This is a genomic window from Pseudorhodobacter sp., from assembly GCF_034675685.1.
Lineage (GTDB): Bacteria > Pseudomonadota > Alphaproteobacteria > Rhodobacterales > Rhodobacteraceae > Pseudorhodobacter.
Map to the genome: position 1 here is coordinate 122,572 of NZ_JAUCDA010000013.1, position 25,242 is coordinate 147,813.

17 protein-coding genes and 4 pseudogenes are annotated in these 25,242 nt (G+C 59.3%); 7 read left to right on the forward strand and 14 right to left on the reverse strand.

The window, feature by feature from the left end; all coding sequences use genetic code 11:
* Positions 1-49 precede the first annotated feature (49 nt).
* The 4 genes and pseudogenes from queA to VDP61_RS10610 all read right to left on the reverse strand — a co-directional run bounded on the left by queA (position 50) and on the right by VDP61_RS10610 (position 4,651).
* A pseudogene (gene queA / locus VDP61_RS10595) lies at positions 50-1,109 on the reverse strand (tRNA preQ1(34) S-adenosylmethionine ribosyltransferase-isomerase QueA).
* On the reverse strand, positions 1,106-2,122 hold the full coding sequence (locus VDP61_RS10600; RefSeq protein WP_323006868.1) for an AsmA-like C-terminal region-containing protein: 1,017 nt from the start codon (positions 2,120-2,122) through the stop codon (positions 1,106-1,108). Before VDP61_RS10600 ends, queA begins: the two are co-directional and overlap by 4 nt.
* Positions 2,035-4,158: a DUF3971 domain-containing protein gene (locus VDP61_RS10605; protein WP_323006869.1), complete on the reverse strand. Its 2,124-nt coding sequence runs from the start codon at positions 4,156-4,158 to the stop codon at positions 2,035-2,037. Before VDP61_RS10605 ends, VDP61_RS10600 begins: the two co-directional genes overlap by 88 nt.
* 46 nt (positions 4,159-4,204) lie before the next feature.
* Positions 4,205-4,651, reverse strand: a complete 447-nt coding sequence (locus tag VDP61_RS10610; RefSeq protein WP_323006870.1) for a hypothetical protein — start codon at positions 4,649-4,651, stop codon at positions 4,205-4,207.
* Between the two features lie 103 nt (positions 4,652-4,754).
* On the opposite strand from VDP61_RS10610, the gene VDP61_RS10615 reads away from it, so the two are divergent.
* From VDP61_RS10615 to VDP61_RS10630, 4 genes and pseudogenes are all read left to right on the forward strand, one after another.
* Entirely contained in the window at positions 4,755-5,216 is a 462-nt protein-coding gene (locus VDP61_RS10615; RefSeq protein WP_323006871.1) for a peroxiredoxin, read from the forward strand.
* Positions 5,213-6,082, forward strand: a complete 870-nt coding sequence (locus VDP61_RS10620) for a ferritin-like domain-containing protein (protein WP_323006872.1) — start codon at positions 5,213-5,215, stop codon at positions 6,080-6,082. Before VDP61_RS10615 ends, VDP61_RS10620 begins: the two co-directional genes overlap by 4 nt.
* Before the next feature lie 169 nt (positions 6,083-6,251).
* Positions 6,252-7,592 (forward strand): annotated as a pseudogene (locus tag VDP61_RS10625) (DUF5930 domain-containing protein).
* Positions 7,582-8,124, forward strand: a complete 543-nt coding sequence (locus VDP61_RS10630) for a polymer-forming cytoskeletal protein (protein ID WP_323006873.1) — start codon at positions 7,582-7,584, stop codon at positions 8,122-8,124. Before VDP61_RS10625 ends, VDP61_RS10630 begins: the two are co-directional and overlap by 11 nt.
* A 75-nt stretch (positions 8,125-8,199) precedes the next feature.
* Here the strand turns inward: VDP61_RS10630 and VDP61_RS10635 are convergent, their stop codons facing one another.
* The 6 genes and pseudogenes from VDP61_RS10635 to VDP61_RS10660 form a co-directional block, all read right to left on the reverse strand.
* Positions 8,200-8,976, reverse strand: a complete 777-nt coding sequence (locus VDP61_RS10635) for a DUF2189 domain-containing protein (RefSeq protein ID WP_323006874.1) — start codon at positions 8,974-8,976, stop codon at positions 8,200-8,202.
* 185 nt (positions 8,977-9,161) lie between these two features.
* Positions 9,162-10,289 carry a peptide chain release factor 2 gene (gene prfB / locus VDP61_RS10640; RefSeq protein ID WP_323006875.1) on the reverse strand — a complete coding sequence of 376 codons (1,128 nt, stop codon included), beginning with the start codon at positions 10,287-10,289 and terminating at the stop codon, positions 9,162-9,164.
* A 125-nt stretch (positions 10,290-10,414) separates the two neighbouring features.
* Positions 10,415-12,974 (reverse strand): annotated as a pseudogene (locus VDP61_RS10645) (penicillin-binding protein 1A).
* Positions 12,975-13,101: 127 nt separating this feature from the next.
* The gene (locus VDP61_RS10650) at positions 13,102-14,304 is read right to left on the reverse strand and encodes an N-acetylmuramoyl-L-alanine amidase (RefSeq protein ID WP_323006876.1); all 1,203 of its coding nucleotides are present in this window, start codon (positions 14,302-14,304) and stop codon (positions 13,102-13,104) included.
* A gap of 135 nt (positions 14,305-14,439) precedes the next feature.
* Positions 14,440-15,528 carry a DUF2235 domain-containing protein gene (locus VDP61_RS10655; RefSeq protein ID WP_323006965.1) on the reverse strand — a complete coding sequence of 363 codons (1,089 nt, stop codon included), beginning with the start codon at positions 15,526-15,528 and terminating at the stop codon, positions 14,440-14,442.
* A 264-nt stretch (positions 15,529-15,792) separates the two neighbouring features.
* Positions 15,793-16,938, reverse strand: a complete 1,146-nt coding sequence (locus VDP61_RS10660) for a type III PLP-dependent enzyme (protein WP_323006877.1) — start codon at positions 16,936-16,938, stop codon at positions 15,793-15,795.
* 149 nt (positions 16,939-17,087) lie between these two features.
* Here VDP61_RS10660 and VDP61_RS10665 point away from each other — a divergent pair, with 149 nt between their 5' ends.
* The 3 genes and pseudogenes from VDP61_RS10665 (at position 17,088) to VDP61_RS10675 (ending at position 21,816) form a co-directional block, all read left to right on the forward strand.
* Positions 17,088-17,519: an Lrp/AsnC family transcriptional regulator gene (locus VDP61_RS10665; RefSeq protein ID WP_323006878.1), complete on the forward strand. Its 432-nt coding sequence runs from the start codon at positions 17,088-17,090 to the stop codon at positions 17,517-17,519.
* 122 nt (positions 17,520-17,641) lie between these two features.
* Positions 17,642-20,698: pseudogene (locus tag VDP61_RS10670) on the forward strand (valine--tRNA ligase).
* A gap of 11 nt (positions 20,699-20,709) precedes the next feature.
* Positions 20,710-21,816 carry a pyridoxal phosphate-dependent aminotransferase gene (locus VDP61_RS10675; RefSeq protein WP_323006879.1) on the forward strand — a complete coding sequence of 369 codons (1,107 nt, stop codon included), beginning with the start codon at positions 20,710-20,712 and terminating at the stop codon, positions 21,814-21,816.
* Between the two features lie 7 nt (positions 21,817-21,823).
* Here VDP61_RS10675 and VDP61_RS10680 read toward each other — a convergent pair whose 3' ends face one another.
* From VDP61_RS10680 to gatB, 4 genes are all read right to left on the reverse strand, one after another.
* The gene (locus VDP61_RS10680; RefSeq protein WP_323006880.1) at positions 21,824-22,327 is read right to left on the reverse strand and encodes a DUF4177 domain-containing protein; all 504 of its coding nucleotides are present in this window, start codon (positions 22,325-22,327) and stop codon (positions 21,824-21,826) included.
* Between the two features lie 128 nt (positions 22,328-22,455).
* On the reverse strand, positions 22,456-23,151 hold the full coding sequence (locus tag VDP61_RS10685; protein WP_323006881.1) for a L,D-transpeptidase: 696 nt from the start codon (positions 23,149-23,151) through the stop codon (positions 22,456-22,458).
* A gap of 50 nt (positions 23,152-23,201) precedes the next feature.
* A complete protein-coding gene (locus tag VDP61_RS10690) occupies positions 23,202-23,588 on the reverse strand; it encodes a hypothetical protein (RefSeq protein ID WP_323006882.1) in 387 nt (128 codons plus the stop codon).
* A gap of 62 nt (positions 23,589-23,650) precedes the next feature.
* Positions 23,651-25,177 (reverse strand): Asp-tRNA(Asn)/Glu-tRNA(Gln) amidotransferase subunit GatB, encoded by a 1,527-nt coding sequence (gene gatB / locus VDP61_RS10695; protein WP_323006883.1) that lies wholly within the window; start codon positions 25,175-25,177, stop codon positions 23,651-23,653.
* Positions 25,178-25,242: the final 65 nt, after the last annotated feature.

Genomic DNA, 25,242 nt, shown 5'->3' on the forward strand with positions numbered 1-25,242 from the left:
CCAATGCGGGCGGGCAGTGGTCTGCCCGTGATGCGACCGATTGCAACGGTTAAGCGGTGCTGGGTATCAGCAAAGATGCATCACCGTAAGAGAAGAAATCTATACTCTTTCGTGACCGCATGCGCATAGGCTTGTTTCATCTGCTCTTGCCCCATCAAGGCCGCAACCAACATCAAAAGAGTTGATTTTGGCAGATGGAAATTGGTCATCAGCGCATCGGTGGTTTTGAATTGAAAGCCGGGATAGATAAAGATGTCAGTCTCACCTATCCAGGGCTCCACTTTGCCGGTGGCGCGGGCAGCCGATTTGATCAGGCGAAGCGCAGTGGTGCCAACGGGAATGATACGCCCGCCAGCGGCGCGGGCGGCGGCGATCTCGGCCGCCGCACGGGGGGTCACCTCGCCCCATTCGGCGTGCATTTTATGCGTGGTCACATCTTCGACCTTGACCGGCAGGAAAGTGCCCGCGCCAACGTGCAGCGTCACTTCGGTCGTGTCTACCCCCATAGCAGCAAGTTGCGCCAACAGATCCGCGTCGAAATGCAACGAGGCGGTCGGGGCTGCGACAGCGCCGGGGGTGCGGGCAAAGACGGTTTGATAATCGTCATTGTCTTGCGCATCGGGCGCACGTTTGGCGGCAATATAGGGCGGCAAGGGCATAGTACCCGCAGCAAGCAAGGCCGCCTCGAACCCGGCGCCATCAACATTGAACACCAGCCGCAGGTCGCTGTCGGATTTCTCGGCCACGGTTGCTGTCAGCCCCCCCTTGAACCGGATCTCCTCACCCGGCACCAGCTTGCGCAGGGGTTTGGCCAGGGCGCGCCAGCCGCCTTGCGCCTGCGGCTCCATCAGGGTGATCTCTATTTTGGCCGAAACCGGGCCTTGCGCGCTGTTGCGATGGCGGTTGCCGATAAGGCGCGCCGGGATAACGCGGGTGTTGTTCAGCACCAGACGGTCGCCTTTGCGCAACAGGCCGGGCAGGTCACAGACATGCTGATCACGCAGCACATTCCCTTCCACCACCAGCATCCGCGCCGAAGGGCGCGGGCGCACGGGCCGGGTGGCGATAAGCGTTTCAGGCAGATCAAAGTCGAAATCATCAAGCTTCACTCGGTCGGCTCCAGTTTGGGGGGCGGGCTGCGGAATATTTCGCGGAACATGCCGGGCGTAAGGATGGATAGCGGATTGACAGAGACGCTCGGCTCTTTGGCGGTGCCTTTTATCTTGTAGTTGAAGCCAAACAACCCCTCACCCTTGCGGGTAAAAATCGCGCCAAGCCCGTTCAGCAGATAGATCGGGGAAACGACCCCCTGTAAATCCAGCCGCCCGCCGTTAAAGACATAAAGCCCCGACAGGGACACACCAAGCGATGCACCGATGGCAGAGGCTTGGGTGATTTGAACGGCGCGCGGGCCAAGGCGGAATCGGGCCTCGGTTTCGCTGAACAACAAGCCGGTGCCGTTCAACTGTTCCAGCAACCCCACGACCGAGATTGCGTTGATCAACTCGGCCAGCGCGGGCGCTTTGCGAATGCGGATATTGCGCATGGTCAAGGCGCCGTCAAAGGTGCCTTTGGCCCCGGTCGGGTTCAAGACAAGGTCCATGCTGCCGCCCTGGGCATTTGGAAACACCCCCGCCGCCGAAAAGACAGCGCCCGCGTCGTCTGATCTCAGGCGCAAGGCACTGCCTTTGGGCGTGGGCGCAAGGCTGCCCTTGATGGCCACCTGGCCGTTGACCCGCCCGGTGAAATCGCCTGAAATCCCGCTGGCGCTGGGGGTCAGGGTGCTGCGAAACGCGGTCAGGGCAAGCCCTTGGGTGACGGTCAGCCTGTCCAGGCTCAGGGTGATCGGCCCCCCTGATGCAGCGCCAACCGAGGCGCTGCGGCTGGGCAGGCCGCGCAGGTCTGCGCTGCCGCCGGTTACGGCCAGCGATGGCGCGCGGCCTTTGCCCCGCCCGGTCAGCGTGGCGCTGGCATTCAGCCAATTGTCCAGACGCACAGATGAAAATCGCGCCACATCCAGCCCGCCGTCGCCGGTCAGGCCAAGGCTGCCCGTGGCGCGCAGGCCTGCGGCCTCCAGTGTGATCCGGTCCACCGAGGCGGGTGTTCCCAACGTGATATCCAAGGCCAACTGCCCCTTGCTGCTGGCAGCTTTGGTCCAGCCAAGCGCGGCGATGCCCATCGACACCCCACAAGATCAGAGCGCAGGCGCAGCACCGGGCTTTGCCCCTGATGCAGATCAACCGCCACCGATACCGTCCCCCGCCCCGAAATCAACCCATCCGGCAAGGCAATACCCAGGTTTTCGGCAGCTTTCGGGCTAAGCTCGGCGTTGCCCTGAATTTTGGAGATGCCGATGAATTCGGGGCCGAAAGTTTTGGTGAAACTGCCGTCAAAGGGCACGTCTTGCAAAGTGCCTTTGCCTGCAATCTCCAGGCCTGCGGGGGTGACACGCAGGTTCAGCCGATCCGCCCGCAGCGGCCGCCCCGGCACCAGACGGTCCGATGAAAAGCCGGTAATCTTGCCGGCCACATCGAAATCGACATCCTGAATTTTGACGCCTTTGCGCAAAGGCGTGTGAATAGTGGCGATCACATCGGCACGGCCCTGCCCCAAGTCGATCGGCAACTTTGCCTTTTTCAGAAACTCAAAGGGTTTTTCATCCAGCACAGACAGCGCCGAGGTGACATCACCGACCACCTTCAGGTCAATCCGGGCCTGAGCCGGTTTTTGCGTCACATCCGCAACGGCAAACACCGACCCCGCCGCATCAATCATGCCGCCGGATTTGGCGGTCACATGCCCCTGCTCCAACACCATCGTATAGGATTTGCCATCAATCACCGAATATCCACGCCCGCCCTCGATCGGTGGCAGCGTTTTCAAAAACCGCACATCGGCCCCCGAAAAGTCATACCCCAGCGAAAACACGGTCTCGGTGCCGGGGGCAAGGCGAAACCCGGCGCGGACATTGGACAGGCTGCCATCCTGCACATTTTCGCGCACCCAAAGCCGGGTTTTGGGCACCACTTGCGGCGGCCAAAGCGCCAGCAGGCGGTTGTGGGGAATCCGGTCCAATTGGGCATTCACCGCGACCGACCACCCATTCGGCCCCGCCTCCACTTGCCCCGAGGCCTGCAAATGCTGGTCCTCATGGGTCAGGGTTGCTTGCCCGATATCAAGGCCAAACGGCGCCAGCCGCACCCGGAAATCCACAGCGCCCTGTTCAAAGGTGACGGGTGCATCCAGCAGGCCCTCTGGGTCCAGATGCAGGCTGTCTACCTGAATCTGGGCCAGAATCTCTTGTGGGATCTGGCTTGCTACCCCCGGCAGATAGGCGTGGCCCGACGCGTGAAGCGTTAGATCCTTGCTGGTTACGGTCGCTTCATTCAGGTCCAGTCGTTCGCGCGCCGGATCAAAGGAAAAGAACAGCGACGCCCCCTCAAACGGCACTGGCTTGGTTTGCGGCGTTGGGCGCAGGGCCCCCTTGTCAAGCGTCAGCGAGGCATCAAGCGATGCCAGCGCCCCAAACCGGTCCAGACTTGAGGCGATTTGCCCCGAAATCGGGGCATCCAGAACCGCCAGCCACGCCAAAGGCGCGGCCTGGGTGGCAATATCGGCCGCAGCAACCCGGTCCACCGCCAAGGTCATGCGGGCACTGGCATCCGATTTTGCGGCGATCAGGGTGATCTGAGCCGCAGCACTGGTCTGGCCGCCATTCACCGAAACCCCAAGTTCCAGCGCCAGTTCATCATCACGGTTCGCCAAAACCAGGCGACCATCGCCAAATTCCCAGACCCGGTTCAGCATGCGGTCATCAACCGTCACGCTCAGCGCCTGTGCCTCTACCCGCCGCAAATAGGCCAGGGCCGGAAGTTCGGACAGGGCCACAAGGGTTGAAACAAGGCCCGACAGGCCAACAATCGGCCTGGGCTTCATGTTCATATTCAGCGCGATATGAAATTGCCCATCCGCCAATCGACGCAGGTTCATCGTGCCGCCGATCAGACGCAGGCTGCGCAGGCGGATCTTGCCCTGCGCCAGCGCCGTGGGGTCAATCGCCACGCGCAGCTCCGGCAAGGACAGGAAACTGGCTCCATCGGCCTCCAACAGCCGCACATCCTCCAACCGCAAACGTGGCACCCAATCTTCATCAACCACAAAAACCGCGCCGCCGATAGACAGGGCGGCGGCATTGCCGGTGATCTCACGCAGGGTGGCGTTGATGCGCGATTTCGGCCTCGACCACCGCCCAAACCGGCAGGCGCAGCAACTTGCCCGACAGGGCCAGCCCGGCGAAAAGCCCCCCCAGCGCCAGAAAGATCAGGGTCGGGATCAGCCAGAACGTGCCCCGGCGGTGGCGGCGGTGATAGCGGCGAATACGGTGCGGCCTTGGGCGGGCGCGATCTTGGGCATGCGGCGGCTCGGGGGCGTCCGGTGGTCCGTTGAACGCAAGTTTCGCCGCCAGAAAATCGGGACTGTCGGGGTTTGTCAGGTCAGGCAGTGGCAGATTGGCCGCGCCTGGCGTTGCCGGATAGAACTGCGCCCCCTCGGGGCCAGCATCCGGCGCAGCCACGACCTTGCCCGACGCTGGCTGCGCCTCAGACTCGTCAAGGCTCAGTCGCCCGTCAAGATCCGGTTTCGGACCCGCCATTACAATGCTACCCTTTCCCCTGTTGCCCTTGGGGGGATTGCCCCTATCTTTGCGCAAAGGCAACCAAAAGACAAAGCACGGCTTTGCGAAGAGGAGAGAGATGATGCCCGACATCGGCGAAATGGCGCCCGACTTCACCCTGCCCCGCGATGGGGGCAGCACAATAACCCTGTCAGCGCTGCGGCCGGGCCGGGCGGTTGTGTATTTCTATCCCAAGGATGATACCAGCGGTTGCACGGTCGAGGCCAAGGAATTCACCATGATGGCTGCCGATTTCGCGGCCATTGGTGTAACCGTGATCGGCATTTCCAAAGATAGCGTTAAATCGCATGATAAATTTCTGGCCAAACACGAACTGGCTGTGATCCTCGCCTCGGATGAGACGGGGCAGACCTGCGAGGACTACGGTGTCTGGGTAGAAAAGCAGATGTATGGCAAGACCTATATGGGGATTGAGCGGGCGACATTTCTGATCGGCGGCGATGGCCGGATCACGCAAAGCTGGCGCAAAGTCAAGACCAAGGGCCATGCCGAGGCGGTTTTACAGGCGGCCCAGGGCACATGACACAAAACCTGCCCGAAAATCCGAGTTCCGATAAAACCTTGGCCGATATGGCGGTAGAGGTATTGCGCACCGCAGATGGGCGCGCAAAAACCGCACTTGGGCGCAAACACGCAGCAACCTGGCTTGCGGCACGCGCAGCGGGCAGCGCCTTGCCCATCGGCACGGCGGCCCCGCCGATGCGCCCTGCCCGGCCAGATGCGCCTGCACTTTTGCCACCGCGTGACATGCCGCGCCGCCGCCCCGGATCGCCAACCGGGCGCCTCGCCTTGCTGCATGCCGTGGCCCATATCGAGTTGAACGCGGTTGATCTGCATTGGGACATCATCGCGCGCTTTACCGATGTGCCGATGCCGCTGGGCTTTTACGATGACTGGGTGCGCGCCGCCGATGATGAGGCCAAACATTTCAACCTGATGTGCGATTGTCTGGAAGGGTTGGGCAGCCATTACGGCGCTTTGCCCGCGCATGCAGGCATGTGGCGCGCGGCCGAAGACACGGTGGATGACCTGTTTGGTCGCCTTGCCGTGGTGCCGATGGTGTTGGAGGCGCGCGGCCTTGATGTAACACCGGGGATGATAGAGGTTTTTGAAAAAGCTGGCGAGGCCGCACCGATTGCGGCGCTGAAAACGATCTATGCCGAAGAGGTAAGCCATGTCGCCTATGGTTCAAAATGGTTCAACTGGCTGTGCGGCCGTGACGGGCTTGACCCAAAAGAGGCGTTTCATACCCTGGTGCGGCGCTATTTTCACGGCACCCTAAAGCCACCGTTCAATGAGGAAAAACGTGCCGAGGCAGGCCTTCCACCCGATTTCTATTGGCCGTTGACCGAACCTGCCCCGGATGAGGCGCCACCGCAAAGCGCCTGAGGTTTCGGCGGTTTTATGCCTGTTTTTCGCCAAAACAGGCATAAACCGGGTCGCTGCGGTCAATCTGGTTGCGCCTTGGGGCTTGGGTTTGTATCCAACTCCCTGACGCAACGCCCCGAACGACCTTTGGGTGCTTGCATTTCTGGCCAACAAAAGCGGAACCTGTTCAGTGCTGAAACGACTGTCTTATCGGATCAATGGGGTTGTCGGACGCTATTTCCCCGAGCAACGGCTGTTTTTGAAATCTGATAATGATACCCGGTTCATTCGACTTGCACCGATGACTCAGGCGGTGGCGGTTTCGGGGGCGGCGCTGTTTTTGGGTTGGACGATTCTGGCAACATCCATTCTTTTGATTGAATTGATCTCGGCCGGATCGGGGCGCGACCAGGCACAACGCCAGCAAGTCTTGTATGAGGCGCGTCTGAACGCGCTTTCGGCCGACCGCGATTTGCGGGCAGAGGAAGCGGCGCGCGCACAAGAGCGTTTCAACCTTGCGCTGAAAGAAGTCAGCGAAATGCAAGGCAGGCTGCTGGCCTCAGAGGATGGCCGCCGCGAATTGGAAACCGGGGTTGATGTGATTCAAAGCACACTGCGCCGCACGATTAAAGAGCGTGATGAGGCGCGGACAGAAAAAACCATGCTGACCGCCTCGCTGCAGGCGGAAACCGGATCGGGGCGCACGGGTGAAAGCCGGGCGCGGGATGCCTCGTCGACTGTGGAAATTCTGGCCGAGGCTTTGGCAGGCATCGCTGAACAGCGCGACAGCATCGCCATGGTTGCCATGGCCGCCAAGGATGAAACCGATGCCATTGCCGCCCAGAAACGCGCGCTGGAAACCAAGAACGACGTGATTTTCGCCAAGCTGGAAGAAGCCGTGACCATTTCGATGGAGCCACTGGACAAGATGTTCCGCTCGGCTGGCATGTCGCCCGATGACTTGCTGAAATCGGTTCGCCGTGGCTATTCGGGGCAAGGTGGGCCGCTTACGCCCTTCTCACTGTCAACCAAGGGTGAGACGCTCAGCAATGATGAAATCCGGGCCAATGCGATTTTGCAGGGGCTTGACCGCATGAACCTGTATCGCCTTGCCGCCGCCAAATCACCCTTTGCGATTCCGATCAAATCGGCGTTCCGCTTCACCTCGGGGTTTGGCTATCGCCGTGACCCCAAGGGGGCAGGCACGCGCATGCATGCCGGCACCGATTTCGCCGGGGCCTATGGCACACCGATTTATGCGACCGCTGACGGTGTTGTGACCTATGCGGGATGGAATTCCGGCTATGGTCGGCAAGTAAAGATTTAACATGAGTTCGGAATTGAGACAAGCTACGCCCACCAATCAAATATCCGCGTAAAAGTCGGACAAAGGGTATCGCGTGGCGATCGTATCGGTGATATGGGGAACTCAGGCCGGTCTACCGGCACTCATCTTCACTACGAGGTTCGGATCGGGGGCAAACCTGTTAACCCGATGACCTTTATCAAGGCAGCGACAGATGTTTTCTAAAAGCAAAATCAACGAACCCGGCCCAAAGGCCGATGCAGACAAAACCCGGCCACCAGAGCCGACCGCAAGAGGCTCTATGGAATTCACGTCTTCTACGCCCAAAGCCAAGCCTGCGGCGTCGGTGCTTTCGTCAGATTTGACGATCACAGGCAATCTGCGCACCACAGGCGATATTCAGGTTGAAGGCACGGTTGAAGGCGATATCCGGGCGCATTTGCTGACCGTTGGCGAAACCGCCACGATCCGCGGTGAAATTGTAGCGGATGATATTGTGGTCAATGGCCGCGTTATTGGCCGCGTGCGTGGCCTCAAGGTGCGCCTGACATCGACGGCACGGGTTGAGGGTGACATCATCCACAAGACCATCGCCATCGAATTGGGTGCGCATTTTGAAGGCTCGGTACAGCGCCAGGATGACCCCTTGGCCACCGGCAGGGCAAACGCCGCGGCCGCCGTGGCGAATCCTGCGCCTGCCACGGGCACATCTGCGGCCTCTGCTGCGGCAGCCAAACCCGCCAGCAGCAACAACTGAAACCAACCCGACATCAGGGTTACATGAAAATGGGCACCCGATCGGGTGCCCATTTTTGTTTGACAGGCTGCTGACTTACTCTTCCAAAGCGCGGCGGTAAAGGTGCCACGAGGCATGCCCAAGCAACGGCAAGCTGACAAACAAGCCAAAAAACCCAAGCGCTATGCCCGCAAATAGCAAAACCGCAATCAGCCCCCCCCAGATCAGCATGATCTTCGGATTTCGCAGTACCACGGACACCGATGTAATCATCGCGGTTACAAAATCAATTTCGCGGTCCAAAAGCAGCGGCAGGCTGACCACCATCAACGAAAACAACACGCCCGAAAATATCGCACCAATCACGGTGCCGATAAACAGCATCGTCAGCCCATTCCCTGTCAGAAACACTTCGAAGGAACTGCTGATGTTGGTCATCGCCTGAAGCCCAAGAAACAGCGCAAAGATCATATGCGCCAGAAAGTTCCAGAACAGAAAAAACACGACAACCACCGCCGCGATTGAGGGAATCTGCCGATCTTTTTGCCGCAAGATCACGCCCAGAATACCCGGCCAATCAAGCGGCTGGCCGGTTTCCCGTCTGCGGCTGACCTCATACAGACCGCAGGCGATGAACGGCCCAAGGATGGGGAAACCGGCAGCAGCCGGCAAACTCCACCATATTTGTCCGGTTGCCGTCAGCGCGTAGACAATCAGCCAACCGCCGGCGATATAAACCGCTGCAAAGAACAGCCCGAATTGAGGCGCTGCGCGAAAGTCGCCCCAGCCCGCGGCCAGCGCTGCCCGCAGGTCGCCCAGCTCCAGTATCAAGACTTCAGGCTTTTTGGCGCTTTGCACCGCATGATGAGACATCGACCGCTCCCTCTCTGGTTTGGCTAAAGCCTAACGATCAAGGGGGCAGCCTAAAAGCTGAATTTTAGGCATCGGGTTTAAACAGGGCCGTTGGCCCTGATCTACTGCGATCCTGCAGCGTTTCGGCAAAAAAATCCGAAGCGCCAGGGCGATCAACGATTGGAACAGGTCTTTCCCGAAACGCTTCAGTCGCCTGAATTTGCCTCGGCGCGTGATTTACCGACGACATCCATCGCCAGCGTTGCGGCCATGAATTTATCAAGGTCGCCGTCCAGCACCCCTTGGGTATCCGAGGTTTCAACGCTGGTGCGCAGGTCTTTGACCATCTGATATGGCTGCAACACATAGGACCGGATCTGGTTGCCCCAGCCCGCATCGCCCTTGTTTTCATGGGCGGCGTTGATGGCCGCGTTGCGTTTGTCCAGCTCCATCTGATACAGCCGCGAGCGCAGCGCGTTCATCGCGACTTCACGGTTCTGGTGCTGTGATTTCATTGACGAGGTTACAACGATATTGGTCGGCAAGTGGGTGATGCGCACCGCCGAGTTGGTGGTGTTGACGTGCTGGCCACCCGCACCCGATGACCGATAGGTATCAATCCGGATATCACGATCGGGGATATCAATTTCGATATTATCATCTACCACCGGATAGACCCAAACCGAAGAAAATGAGGTGTGCCGCCGCGCGGCGCTGTCAAACGGGCTGATGCGCACCAGCCGATGCACGCCCGATTCGGACTTCAGCCACCCATAGGCATTGGCACCGGAAATCTTGTAGGTGGCGGATTTGATGCCAGCCTCTTCGCCATCGGTCATGGATTGCAGCTCGACCTTATAGCCTTTTTTCTCGGCCCAACGCACATACATCCGCGCAAGGATCGCAGCCCAATCACAGCTTTCCGTTCCACCCGCGCCGGAATGGACCTCGAGGAAAGTATCATTGCCATCGGCCTCGCCGTTCAGCAGCGCCTCCAACTCCTTGTTGCGGGCAACAAGCAACAACTCTTTCAGCGCATCTTCCGCCTCGGTCACGATATCGGCGTCATCCTCGGCCTCGCCCATCTCGATAAGTTCAACATTGTCAGACAGGCCGGTTTCAATCAGCTTATAGGTGGAAAGCTGGTCCAGAACGGCCTGGCGTTCGCGCATCAGCTTTTGCGCTTTGGCCGGGTCATTCCACAGCTCTGGATCTTCGATCATCGCGTTGAATTCTTCCAACCGATGCGGTGCGGTTTCAAGATCCATGCGCTGCGCCAGCAGCGTCAGCGATTTGCGGATCTTTTCCACATTGGACTGGGTTTCGGCGCGCATGAGGGTACTTCCTTGAAGGCGGGATCAGGGCTGCGTGATAACGGTTTGGCCCGCATTGGGCAAGGGTGCGTGCTGTGGCATGGGCGGCAGGCCCGCCACTTTGCCCCCAAGTCAGGCGTGGCAGGTCAGTAAAGCCCGCCCGAACTCAGGGTGCCGAAATCAGCTTTTTTCGGCAAGACCTTGGTTTTTCCGGTTGCTGTGGTCACGGTGCTGGTCATCGGGGCTGTTGTCTCGCTTTCACCATACGCAAACAGCGGCAGGTTGGACCCCATGCCAAAGCCACCGTCAACCATAAAGCCGATGCTGTTGATCGGGTCTTCGCCCTCGCGGAAATATTCCGAAACCACGTGATCGCCAGTTGCATCATCAGGCAATACCCCGCCGGTAAAGCGGTCAATCTTTCTGAAATAGCCGCCCGGTGGCACCTTGAACTTGGTCCCGCCATATTTCGCGATGGCCTTGGCCATGAACCGTTCGAACACCGGGCCGCAAGTCGTGCCACCATAGGCGCGCCCCATGCTGCGCGGATTGTCATAGCCGATATAGCACCCCGCCGCGATATTCGACGAAAAGCCTATGAACCAGACATCCTTGGCGTCGTTGGTGGTCCCGGTCTTGCCCGCGATCGGCACCGGAAGGTTGATCCCGGCCGCAGTGCCGCGCGTCACAACCCCCTCCATCATCGAGGTCAACTGATAGGCGGTGATCGCGTCCATCACCCGCTCACGGTTGGAATTGATCTTGGGCAGCTCATTGGGGTTCAGCACCGCCAATTGGCAATCGTCGCATTTGCGCTGGTCATGGCGGTAGATGGTTTTGCCGTAACGATCCTGTACCCGGTCTACCAGCGTCGGCTCCACCCGTTCGCCGCCATTGGCAAACATCGAATAGGCCGCAACCATCTTGAACAAGGTGGTTTCCTCAGACCCCAGCGAATTGGCCAAAAACTGCCCCATCTTGTCATAAACGCCAAAGCGTTCGGCATAACCTGCCACCACATCCATCCCGATTTCCTGTGCGATCCGAATGGTCATCAGGTTCCGCGATTGTTCGATCCCGGTTCGCACCGGGGTCGGGCCATAGAATTTGTTTGAAGAGTTGCGCGGGCGCCAGATGCCTTGCGGGGTGTTCACCTCAATCGGGGCATCGACAACGATGGTTGCCGGGGTAAAGCCGCTATCAAGCGCGGCCGCATAGACAAATGGCTTGAAGCTGGAACCGGGCTGTCGCTGTGCCTGGGTGGCGCGGTTGAACACCGAATGTTGATAGGAAAACCCGCCTTGCATCGCCAAAACCCGGCCCGAATCCACGTCCATCGCCATGAAGGCGCCTTCGACCTCGGGCACCTGACGCAGGGTCCAGCGGATAAAACTGCCGTCGCTGTCCTTTGTCATGGCGCGCACATGCACCACATCGCCGACAGACAGCAGATCGCCCGCAACTTGCGCCTTTTTTGCCAAGCCGCCCATCGGCCTGCCGTTTGCGGGCCCAGGTCACATCTTCGGCCGGGATGAAATGCCCGTCGCCATCCTCTGCGACATCTTCAATGCCGATCCGCGCGGCAGTCTTGCCGATTTCCAGCACCACAGCGGGCATCCAACCCTCAATATCGCGGGCAATATCAACCGCGGCCAATGCCTCGCGCCAGCTTTCCTCAGACCCCAGCTTTGACGGGTCAATCACCTTGCGCGTGCCGTTCCAGATGCCCTGACTGCGGTCAAACCCTTCAAGCCCGGCTTGCAGCGCCATCGCCGCTTCTTTTTGCAATTCAGGATCGACGGTCGCGCGAATGGTCAGGCCGCCGCCAAAAAATTCCTCTTCGCCAAAGGTGCCGGAAAGCTGACGGCGAATTTCATCGGTGAAATAATCACGCGGCGGCAGGGCATCGCGAAAGGCGGTATAATCACCATTCTGCACCGATTTCAGCGGTAATTCCTTTTCCGCGCGATAGGTTGCCTCGTCGATATAGCCGTTTTGCCACATCTCGCGCAGCACATAGTTGCGCCGTTCGGTCACCCGTTTCTTTTCGGTAACGGGGTGGTATTTGCCCGGAGCCTGCGGCATCGCCGCCAGCATTGCCGCCTCATGCGGGGCCAGTTGGCTTAGCGTCTTGTTGAAATAGGTCTGGGCGGCAGCGGCGACACCGTAAGAGTTCTGACCAAGAAAAATCTCGTTCAGATAAAGCTCAAGGATTTTTTCCTTGCTCAGCGTTTCTTCGATCCGGGTGGCAAGGATGATTTCCTTGATCTTGCGTTCGGCCTTGCGCTCTCCGCCCAAAAGAAAGTTCTTCATCACCTGCTGCGTGATGGTCGAGGCGCCGCGCACCGTTTCGCCGCGTGATTTCACCGCCTCAATCGCCGCCGCCGCGATGCCGCGCGCGTCGTAGCCGTGATGGGTGTAAAAATTCTTGTCTTCGGCGCTGATGAAAGCGTATTTGATCAGCGCCGGAATTTCTTCGCTGCTGACAAAAATTCGGCGTTCCTTGGCAAATTCATCCATCATCCTGCCTTCGCCGGAATAGACCCGGCTGATGGTCGGCGGGGCATATTGCGCAAGGCTTTCATGGCTGGGCAAGTCACGGCTGTACATGTAAAAAATCGCGCCGATCGACAGGGCTGTAAAAAACACCCCCATGGTCAGCAAGGTGAAAAGCCCGCCAAAGACTGAACCGACAAATCTGATCAAGGCAATTTCCCCATGTTTTCCGTCACCATCCACACATCGCCCTATATACAGCAAATAGGGGGCGGTCAAAAGATGTCCCCATCATTAAGGCGTGAACCCGCTTGATCATTCGCGCTTTGGTGGCCACTCAGCGCGTCTTGCCGCCGCCAAGCGCGGCCTCGGTGGCGGCCCATGTGGTCAGGCCAGCCTGCAGCGCCGCGATCATCCGCGCCCGCCAGGCAGGTTCGGTCAGCCGGGCCAGGTCGTGGCTGGAGGATAGAAAGCCCAATTCGATTAGAATTGACGGAATATCTGGCGATTTCAGCACTGAAAACCCGCCCGATTGGATCGGCCTGCGATGCATCCGCAAATCTCCGGCCTTGATTGCGACCTTCAGGGATTCGGCCAGACGCGCGACCTTTGGCGCGGTTTCGGCCCGCGCCATATCCATCAGCACATGGGCGATCAAATCATCTTGATCGGTCAAATCAACTCCTGCCAGCAGGTCATCGCGGTCATGCCGCTCGGCCAGGGCTTTGGCGGCCAGATCGGTTGCCTCATCCGACAGGGTATAGAGGGTCGCGCCAGTGGCATCGCCCTCTGCCAGCGCATCAGCATGCAGCGAGATAAACACCGTTGCCCCGGTGGCCCGCGCAATGGAAATTCGCTGCTCCAGCGGCACAAAAATATCTTCATCACGCGTCAGGACGACCAGAAAGTCACCGCTGCGTTGAAGCGCCTCTTTGAACTCGCGGGCGAATGTCAGCATCAGATCGGCTTCACGGTGGCCTTCGTTTTCAGCGCCGGGGTCAAGACCGCCATGGCCAGGATCAAGCACCACGACCAAAGGCCCGTTGCCGCGCGGCAGGGTTTTCGGCACGTCGGCGGGTTTGGGCAGCGCCCAGCCCTCTGGTTCCGGGCGCATCGCCAGGTCTGCAAATTCCTGGGGCGTTGTCGGGGCAAGGCGCAGGGTAATTCTTGCGCCATCCACGGTCTGCATCGCTGCGGTTTCTATCGCAAAAGGGCCCGAAAGCTCTAGCACAAGCCGCGACCAGCCGGGGCGAAAGACCCCCGCCCGCAAATCCACGACCCGCGCCGATTTGCGCGGAACCGCTGCGATCTGCGACCAGTCCACCTCGCGCGTGTCGAGGATCAGACGGGGTGGGTTATCCAACACCCGCACCCGCCACGGCACAGGTTGCGATACGGACAGGCTGACAGTGACCCCCTGCCCCTTGTCAGAAATTGCCGAGAGGTCCGGGACAAGCCGGGCAATCGCAGACAGTTCTTGCGCGCTGGCCGAGGAAAGCGCCATCACTATGACCGTCAGGATTGCCAGAATCGCCCGCATCGCCTACCTCTGCCCTTTGGCTGCTCCACATCTGAAAAGCTGCCTGCCACCTCTTGCCGCCCTCCTACAATGAAACATGCGGCGATCAAAGAGCCGCCTTGATTGGCGGGGCATGGTGCAAAGCGCGGCGTGACGTCACCGCTGGCGCAGGTGCCCCGGCACGATATTTGGCCCCAACCGCCAGCGCGACGGCTTTGCCAGCGCTGTGGGATGCAAATGCTCTGACACGTCTCGCCCGATTTGCCGCCGGCTGCGCAGCAAGAACAAGGCCCCGAAACCGCGCCATGTGCCCACCATCGGGGCTCCCGGATCACAGGGGAAACGCGTCATCCAGCCATGGGGCATTGCGGTGCCACAAGCCTCCATCCGTTCCAGCATCCAGACAAGCGGGATATTGGCCAGCGGGCGGGCCGCCTGAAAGCCGCCTATCTGACCGCCAATATCGGCATGTGCGCCCCGAAACCAGACCTGTTCAATATTCCCCACCCAATTGGGTGGGCAGGTCCACAGCACCGGCGTAAACACCACCCGCGTTTCATTCATCGCCAAAGCGTGAAACCCGTGCTTGATCGAATGGCCAAGCGCATGGTTGTGAAACGCATGCTCATGCTCGGTCAGCATCCATAAAAACGGCAGCCGCACGCCCAACGCCTTGACCGTATCCCAGACGCCGACCATCTCAATCGGCACAGAGTCGTGGCAAAACGCGCGCGCAAAGGCGGTTGCGGCCTTTCCATTGGGGGCAAGCTGATAGTGGCGGTAGGCCAGTTGCACATTTCGTTCGGTCGCATTTTCGCGCCGCAGCAACCCAACCTGGTCTATCACCCCGGCCAGCGACCGCACGGCATAGGCCCCCCGCGAATAGCCCAGCAAGAAAATCCGGTCCCCCGGCTCGTAGTGGCTGGCCAAAAACCCGTATGCCCGCTGGATTTGCCGGTTTATACCGCGCCCCCGCGCCACATCGGCTAGCTGCGACCAATCCACCCATTGCACGCCCGGCTCATAATACAGGCGCCGTTGCACCGTCTGCCCGTTCTCGGACAGCAATTTGAACACCAGCCCGGCATTGCTCTCATACCCGTTTTCCAGCGAAGACAGCGTGCCATCCAGAATGATGATATGATCCACCGACCCACGATGCGGATAGCCATCGGCCCCCCGCCCCTCGATCACGACCGTGGGTTGATGCCGAAACCATGAACGAATGCGGCTGAACAGTGACAGGGGCTCCTCCTCATCTTCATCGGCGTTCTGTAGCCATGACCATAGACGCAAAAGCGTAAACGACCTCTCAACGCGCATCACATTGTGGTGCGCCATCAATCCCCAAGCGCGCCCACTGTCCCGGCCTCGCAGCAGCGCTTCACCCCCTGCGCCATGGGTGTTGATGGCATCGGCCCCAAGCCATGCGCAACAAATACTAACCCCCCGACCGGGTTTGTCCAGCCGGGGGGCGAAATTCTGGTCGCAAACAAGGATAGTGCCAAATCACCCGTGCAGGGTCAAAACTGTCTCAAGCGTCAATTCGCCATAGCCATTGAACCGCGTGTTGGTGACCGTGGAATAGGCGCCCATGCCATGAAACAAGACATAATCACCCTCGGCAAGATCGCGCGGCAGCGGCATTTCGCCCGGCAAGCGATCCAGCGAATCACAGGTCGGGCCAAACACGACCCGCCCCAGCGGTTCGCCATCGCGCGCCCTGCCATCGGCGGTGATCACCTCGGTCCGTTCGACCAGACCGATAGACTGAAACTCGGTCAACGAACCATAGACGCCATCGTTCAAAAACACATGGCTGCCATCCCGCACCGCTTTCACACGGGTTGCCACGCTGAACGCATCGCCGCATAATCCGCGCCCCGGTTCACAAAGCAACTGCGGGCGGCAGGCGCCAAAGGCGTCATTGGCCACAGTGTCAATCGTCGCGAAAATAGGCGCCAGGTCGGGGGTGCCGCCCGCCAACCGATGGCTGGGAAAGCCGCCGCCCACATTCAGCCGCGCAATCACAACGCCCGCCTCTTGGGCAATTTCAGCCGCCTTGCGGATATAGGTTTCCCACGCCGCCGCATCGGTACATTGTGTGCCGGGATGGAATGTCAACGAGGGGACAAAGCCTGCGGCGGCCACTTTGCGCAACAACTCGACCGCCAGCTCTGCCGTAGCCCCGAATTTCGCGCCAAAGTTATAGGCAGCCCCACCGACGGGCAGCTTGAAGCGAACCGATATTTCTGTGCCATCGGCAGGCACAGCCTCGATCAGCTTTTCAAGCTCGGAGATCGAATCAACCGAGAATGACTTTACCCCAAGATCAACCGCCAGTGCGATTTCAGCCCGCGACCGCACCGGGTTGTTGTAATGCAGGGCCGCATCGGGTGCCAGCCGCCGGACCAGCCGCATTTCATAGGGCGAGGCCACATCAAACCCGCGCACGCCCGCAGCTACCAGATTCACGATCACCGCTTCCGCAGGGTTGGCCTTGACCGCATAGGTCACCAGCCCCGCAAACCCGTCGATGAAGTTTCGCGCAGTAGCCTGCAATACCGATGGCGCAAAAAACAGCACCGGATTTTCCGGCTGCAGCGTGCCGAGATAGTCAGCCGGATTGCTCCAAATCGTTTTTGAAAGTTCCATCGGATCACCTTTTTACCTGCAGCGGGCGGCCCCGCCCCACCAAATCAATTCCCCCTGAAGATCACCGAATTAGGCTGCAATATCACCGATCATTGTGGTAGATATGTAAAGTATTTTGGTTGAAATGACGAAGATGGCAGGCAATATGTATGGATGAGCTTGATCAAAAGATAATCGCCCTGCTTGGGGCAGATGCGCGAATATCGGTTGCAACCTTGGCGCGGCGGCTAAATCTTGCCCGCTCTACCGTTCAGGCCCGGCTTGAAAGGATGGAAACCAATGGCACAATCGCCGGTTACACGGTTAAACTGGGGGCTGTGGGGCGCCAAAATCGTTTGCGTGCCTCGGTTTTGCTGTCAATAGAAACGCGCAGCCAGGCCGCCTGCCTGACCCGGCTGAAATCCATCCCCGAGGTAGAGCGGGTTTTCACCACGTCGGGCCGCTTTGATCTGCTCCTGGAAGTGACGGCGGCCAGCACCCAGATCCTCGATCATGTGCTTGATGACATTGGCTCCATTACCGGGGTTCGCTCTTCGGAAAGCCTGATCCATTTATCAACCAAAATCGACCGCGCCGTCTAGCGGGGCTGTGGCGGCCTCTTTCGCTGTGATTGCAAGGGCCGCAGCTTTCCGCAAACCCCGCTTCCCCTTCGCGCCCTGCCGGGTTAGAACCCGTGCAAAAGTCAGACAGAAAGAGCCGCAAGATGCCGATGGAAAAAACCTTCAACGCCGCCGAGGCCGAAGCCCGCATTTCCGCCGAATGGGAGGCCAAGGGCGCCTTTCGTGCCGGTGCGAACGCGTCAAAAGCCGAAACTTTCTGCATCATGATTCCGCCGCCCAATGTCACCGGGTCGCTTCATGTCGGCCATGCCTTCAACAACACCATCCAGGATATCTTGATCCGCTGGAAGCGGATGCAGGGCTATGACACGCTGTGGCAGCCCGGCCAAGACCACGCGGGCATCGCGACCCAGCTTGTGGTTGAACGCCAGATGGCCGCTGCGGGCCTGCCGCGCCGCGCCGAAATGGGCCGCCCCGCCTTTCTGGACAAGGTGTGGGAGTGGAAGGAAGAATCCGGCGGCACCATCATCAACCAGTTGAAACGCCTGGGCGCGTCCTGTGATTGGGCGCGTAACGCCTTTACGATGGACGCCGGTTTCCACGATGCCGTGATCAAGGTTTTCGTGGAAATGTATAACAAGGGCCAGATCTATCGCGGCAAGCGGCTGGTCAACTGGGACCCGCATTTTGAAACCGCGATTTCGGATCTTGAGGTCGAGAATATCGAAGTTGCAGGCCATATGTGGCATTTCAAATACCCGCTGGCGGGCGGCGAAACCTATGAATATGTCGAACGCGACGAGGATGGGAATATCACGTTGCGCGAGACGCGCGATTACATTTCCATCGCCACCACGCGGCCGGAAACCATGCTGGGTGACGGCGCAGTCGCAGTTCATCCATCAGATGAACGTTACGCCGCAATCATCGGAAAACTATGTGAAATTCCGGTTGGCCCCAAGGCACAGCGCCGCCTGATTCCGATCATTACCGATGAATATCCCGACAAGAATTTCGGCTCGGGGGCTGTGAAAATCACCGGCGCGCATGACTTCAACGATTACGCCGTCGCCAAGCGCAACAACATCCCGATGTATTCGCTGATGGATACACGCGGCGCGATGCGTGCCGATGGCCGCCCCTACGCCGAAGAGGCGGCTACCGCGCAAGCCATTGCAAACGGTACAGAAAGTTTTACCGAGACCTCTATCGCCGCGATGAACCTTGTACCCGAGGAATACCGCGGCCTGGATCGGTTCGAGGCCCGCAAGCGCGTCGTTGCCGACATCACCTACGAAGGGCTTGCCGTTACCCAACTGGTCAAGTCCATCGACCCGGAAACCAATTCCGAACATCTGCAGCTTGTTCCCGTGGTCGAAGACAAGCCGATCATGCAGCCCTTTGGCGATCGCTCGGGTGTGGTGATAGAGCCGATGCTGACCGATCAATGGTTCGTTGACACCGCCGCAATCGTGCAACCCGCGCTGGACGCGGTGCGCGAAGGCCGCACAAAAATCATGCCGGAATCGGGTGAAAAGGTCTATTTCCACTGGTTGGAGAATATCGAGCCGTGGTGCATCTCGCGCCAGCTTTGGTGGGGGCATCAGATTCCGGTTTGGTATGGGCCAAAATAGACGAAGTGCAAGAATTGACAGTCATGGCAGGCGGATAGTTTACTTCGATGAATTCCACTCGATTTGCGCTGCAACCGAAAACGAAGCCGTCTATGCCTTTGATAAATACTATCAGGGTGCGAAGGTGGTGGTAGTGACTGAATTGCCCACTGGCAGCCAAGAAGAAATAGCTGACGCACTGATAGGGCCACAAATCTCTGACAGATATGCAGACCCGGAAAAACCTGAGTTGGAAAAGAAGTAATCGGATGGGCGCGTATATTTCGCGACCCCGACGTCCTCGACACATGGTTCTCCTCGGGCCTCTGGCCTATCGGCACATTAGGATGGCCAAATAACACCCCGGAATTGCAGAAGTATTTCCCGACCAACGTGCTTGTCACCGGCCAGGATATCCTGTTCTTCTGGGTCGCGCGGATGATGATGATGCAGCTTGCCGTGGTCGGCAAGGAACCTTTTGACACCGTTTACCTGCACCAGCTTGTGCGGGACGAAAAGGGTGAGAAGATGTCGAAAACGCGGGGCAATGTGATTGACCCGCTGGTGATCATCGACGAATACGGCGCGGATGCGCTGCGCTTTACCATGGCGCAGATGGCGGCCTTGGGCGGTGTGCTGAAACTCTCGGAAGATCGCATCAAAGGCTATCGCAACTTTGGCACAAAGCTTTGGAATGCCTGCCGTTTTGCCGAAATGAACGGTGTTTGGGAAGGCCATGCCACCAGCCAGCCACCGCATGCACAGGCCCGCGTGAACCGCTGGATCATCGCCGAGGCCGCCAAGACCCGGATTGAGGTGGACGCCGCACTGGAAGCCTATAAATTCAACGATGCCGCCAACGCGCTTTATGCCTTTGTCTGGGGCAAGGTCTGTGATTGGTATGTCGAATTCGCGAAGCCGCTGTTTGACGGCGAACAAGCAGATGAAACAAAGAAAACAATGGCTTGGGTTCTCGATCAATGTATGATCCTGCTTCATCCCATCATGCCTTTCATCACCGAAGAGCTGTGGGCCACCACCGGCGCCCGCAGCAAAATGCTGGCGCATACCGATTGGCCGGATTATGGCGACGCCCTGATTGACGCCGATGCCCTGCGTGAAATGAACTGGGTCACCGGGCTGATTGACGGCATCCGCTCGGCCCGTGCGCAGATGCATGTGCCGGCCGGGCTCAAGGTGGAATTGCTGCTGGTTGGGCTGGACCACAACGCCAAAGCGGCCTTTGCCGCGAATGAGGCATTGATCTTCCGCCTCGCCCGCATTGCCAGCGCGGTTGAAGCTGCGGCCGTGCCCAAAGGGGCGCTTACTGTTGCCGCCGAAGGCGCAACCTTTGCCATTCCCTTGGCCGGGCTGATCGACATTTCCGAAGAAAAGGCGCGTCTTTCCAAGGCTTTGGAAAAGCTGGAAAAGGATATGGGCGGGTTGCGGGGGCGGTTGAACAACCCCAAATTTGTCGAGAGCGCCAAGCCGGAAGTCGTCGAGGACACCCGTGAAAAGCTGACCTTGGGTGAAGATGAAATTGCAAAGATACAGGCCGCGCTGACCCGGCTTGGTGAAATCGGGTAATGGATTGTGCTATGAAAACGCCCCGCTATACCGCTCTCGCCGGCTCGCTTCCGGCAACTGTGCCTTTTGTTGGCCCTGAAACGCAGGAACGTGCCGCTGGCCGGCCTTTTTCGGCCCGGCTTGGCGCGAATGAAAATATGTTCGGCCCCAGCCCGCAGGCCATCGCCGCAATGGCGGCTGCGGCACAAGATGTCTGGATGTATGGCGACCCCGAGGTTCACAACCTGCGCGCGGCCCTTGCGCAGCACCATGCCACCACGCCCGAAAACATCGTTGTGGGCGAAGGCATTGACGGGTTGTTGGGATATCTGGTGCGGCTGGTGGTTGGCCCCGGTGATGCGGTTGTAACCTCGGATGGTGCCTACCCGACTTTCAATTTTCATGTCACAGGCTTTGGCGGCACGCTTCACAAAGTGCCCTATCATGGCGATTTTGAAGATCCGGCAGCGCTTTTGGCCCGCGCCCATGCGGTTGGGGCCAAGCTGATCTATCTGGCAAACCCCGACAATCCGATGGGCAGCCAATTGGACGCGACTGTGATCGAGGACATGATCGCGCATCTTCCCCAGGGTTGCCTGTTGATCCTGGATGAGGCCTATATCGACCTTGCCCCTGACGGCAGCGCCCCGAATATCGCGCCAGATGACCCGCGCGTGATCCGGTTTCGAACCTTCTCCAAGGGTTATGGCCTGGCCGGGCTTCGGGTTGGTTATGGCATCGCAGCCCCTGATCTGGTGCAGGCGTTCAACAAGGTGCGCAATCATTTCGGGGTCGGCCGGATTGCACAAGCGGGGGCGATTGCGGCGCTGCACGATCAGGCGTGGCTGGCCAGCGTCAAGGCAAAGGTGATCGCGGCGCGGCAAAGCTTTGCGGGCGTGGCGCAGGAAAATGGATTGCAGGCTTTGCCCTCGGCCACAAATTTTATCTGTATGGATTGCGGCCGCGACGGCGATTTTGCCCGCAGGGTTTTACAAGAGCTTGGGTCGCGGGGTGTCTTTGTACGCATGCCAGCCATCACGCCGATGGACCGCTGTCTCCGGGTCAGTCTGGGCGATGAGGCGGCGCTGGCCATCTTTGCTGCGGCCTTGCCAGCGGCTTTGAACGCTGCGCGGGGATAACAGGGGATCAGCCGGGCATGATACGGCCTGCAGGGCCGTGTTCGGCCTGCAGTTGATCAGCGGGGGCAATGACCGAATTGCCGGATTTGGGCGTTTCCTTCACAGGCTCCACCTGATCTGGCTCCACCTGATCTGGCCCCGTCTTCATGGGGTCCGCCTGATCTGACGCCGTTTCAGCGAAAAGCCCGACCGGAACGGGCGAGGGTTTGGGCGCATGGCGAACCGGCGGCACGGCTTTGTGACGGGCCATCGGTTCCAGCATTTCAACGGCTTCGGCATGCAGCTCGCGCCGGAAAACCAGCATGTTCTGGAACAGGGTTTTTGTACCCGTAAGCCCCGCTCTTTCGTCGCAAGGCAAGGTATCGGCGCGAAGATAGTCCCACCCCTCGCGCGCCATCTTGTTCATCAAGGTGGTCAGCGCCACGGCAAAACGCTCGGCCGTGGTTTTGGCCGCTTTGGCCTTCTCGCCTTTTTTAGGGGCGGGAACCACCTGATATTCATAGCGTTTCATGGGGCCTCCGGGATAGGTATCGAGGGAAACTAGCCGATTGGGCAGCGCGGGGAAAGGGGGTGTTTGCGAAGACGTGGCGCAGCAACCGGAAAGGGGGCAAAAGCCCCCCCCCAAAAAAAAAGCGGCCCTCAATACAGCCCCGCCAAACCTGGCGGCAAGAGTGAGGGCAAAACAGTGACCGCAGCGCCATGGACAGACCGATCATATAGATCAATCGCATCTTGATTGAGCATCCGAATACAGCCCGACGATACCGCGCGCCCCAACTCCTTGGCGCCAGCATCGCCATGGATGCGGTAGAGCGTATCAACGCCGTTCTGGAACAGATACAGCGCCCGCGCGCCAAGTGGATTGCCGGGGCCGGGCTGCATGCCGCCATTGGCGACCGAATAGGGGGCAAGATCGGGGCGGCGTTTGATCATATCGGCGGGCACTTTCCAGACTGGCCATTTACGGGTGAATTGCAGCCGCGCGGTGCCATTCCACGAAAACCCCTGCGCGCCAACGCTGACGCCATAGCGGATTGCCATGTCGGGGCTTTCGATGAAATGCAACAGGGCGGCATCGGGGTCGATCATGATGGTGCCGCGTGCCTGGTTGGGCCAAGGGTTTTGCACCTCTTGCCGCCAGAGTTCGGGGTTGATGATGCCCTCTTCGACCGCCGGAATTGGAAAGGGCTCGCCGTAAACCGGGCCATAAAACGCCGGAAGCGGCGGGTAGACCGGCGGCGGTGGCGGGGCCTGCACTTGTGCGAAAGGGGTTTGAACACAGGCCGAAAGGCCCGCCATTGCGCCACAGGCGACAAAGCTGCGTCTGGTCAACATTCTGAAAATCCTTGTTATTCTGATGGGGTGGCTGTGCGCCAAGCGACCGATCAGATTACGCGGGGTGGGTCGCGGGGGGGTGATGGGCTTTGGCCCTGCCCCGGCCAATCAAGCGGGTGCATCTGCACTGTCGGGCCTTGCGTATCGGTGGCACCAACCGCCCTGTTCGGCAAAATGGAATCGGCACCGCAGAGAGAGCCGGGCAGAATCGCGGTGCGGCAGTGTTTGCGGGCCGTGATTTCTGCGCCTTTGGCATCATAAAGCCCGGTATCGTCGGGCATGGCCGTTTGCGTGGCAAGCTGTGGTGCGGCGGCCACCGGGCCGGCGGCATAAGCGCCCCATGGCAAGATGAGAACCATCATCAACAGGGATATGAATGCACGTATCGACATATGGGGGTAATCGGCCATCTGGTCGCCGATGTCGAGCCTGCCCACGATCAACTTTGCCGTGATCGCGGGCAGTCTGGCAGAAAGTTGCGCAGATTACGCGCGCAATGTTACAGCCCCAGCTTTTGGGCCACCAGTTCTTGCACCATCGCCGGGGCCGCCTTGCCGCCCGTGGCCTTGATGACCTGACCGACAAACCAGCCGGCAAGTTTCGGGTTGGCCTTTGCCTTTTCAACCTGTGCGGGGTTGGCGGCAATGATCTCATCCACAGCCGCCTCAATCGCGCCGGTGTCGGTGACCTGTTTCATGCCATTTGCCGCCGCGACCTCGGCCGGGTTGCCGCCTTTGGTCCAGACCAGATCAAACAGATCCTTGGCCATTTTCCCCGAGATTTCGCCCGAAGTGATAAGGTCGATGATACCGCCAAGTTGATCGGCTGACATCGGGGTGTCTGCGATGGTCTGGCCTTCCTTGTTCAGGCGGCCGAAAAGTTCGTTGATAACCCAGTTGGCGGCAATTTTACCATCACGGCCCTGTGCGACGGATTCGAAAAAGCCCGCGCTGTCCAGATCGGCGGTCAGCACATTGGCGTCATAATCGGTCAGGCCGAAATCGCCCATGAAACGGGCCTTTTTGGCGTCGGGCAGTTCGGGCATGCTGGCGGCGATAGCATCGACCCAAGCCTGTTCGATTTCCAGGGGCAGCAGGTCAGGGCATGGAAAATAACGGTAATCATGCGCCTCTTCCTTGGACCGCATGGAGCGGGTTTCACCCTTGTCCGGGTCATAAAGGCGGGTTTCCTGAATGACCTCGCCGCCATCCTCCAGAATGGCAATCTGGCGGCGGGCTTCATAATCAATGGCTTGGGTCATGAACCTCATGGAGTTCATGTTCTTGATCTCGCAGCGGGTGCCGAGATGGCTGAAATCCTGGGTCGCCTGGTATTTCTCATATTGGCCGGGGGGGCAGACCGACACGTTCACATCGGCGCGCAGGTTGCCGTTTTGCATATTGCCGTCACAGGTGCCCAGATAGCGCAAAATCTGGCGCAGCTTGGTGACATAGGCCGTCGCTTCCTCGGCCGAGCGGATATCGGGGCGGGACACGATTTCCATCAGGGCGACACCGGTACGATTGAAATCTACGAAAGACATGGTCGGGTCCATGTCATGGATGGATTTGCCAGCGTCTTGCTCCAGATGGATGCGTTCGACGCGCACCAAACGGGCGATTCTTTGCCCATCAGCGCCGGGCGAAAGTTCAACCAGCACTTCGCCTTCGCCCACAATGGGGTGGTAAAGCTGGCTGATCTGATAGCCCTGCGGCAGATCCGGGTAAAAATAGTTTTTACGGTCAAACGCCGACCACAGATTGATTTTCGCCTTGAGCCCAAGCCCCGAGCGGACAGCCTGTTCCACACAATAGTCATTGATGACAGGCAGCATGCCGGGCATGGCGGCATCCACGAAAGCGACGTTTGAATTGGGCTCCGCGCCGACCTGGGTAGAGGCACCCGAAAACAGTTTGGCGTTGGAAGATACCTGCGCATGGATTTCCAGCCCGATCACGAGTTCCCAATCTTGCTTTGCCCCGGCGATGACGCGAGGTTTCGGGTTTTCATAGGTCAGATCAAGCATGGCGTGTCCCTTTTGGTGGCTTGGCGACTGCATAGTCCCTTGCAAGAAGCGGTTCAAGCGGGCTG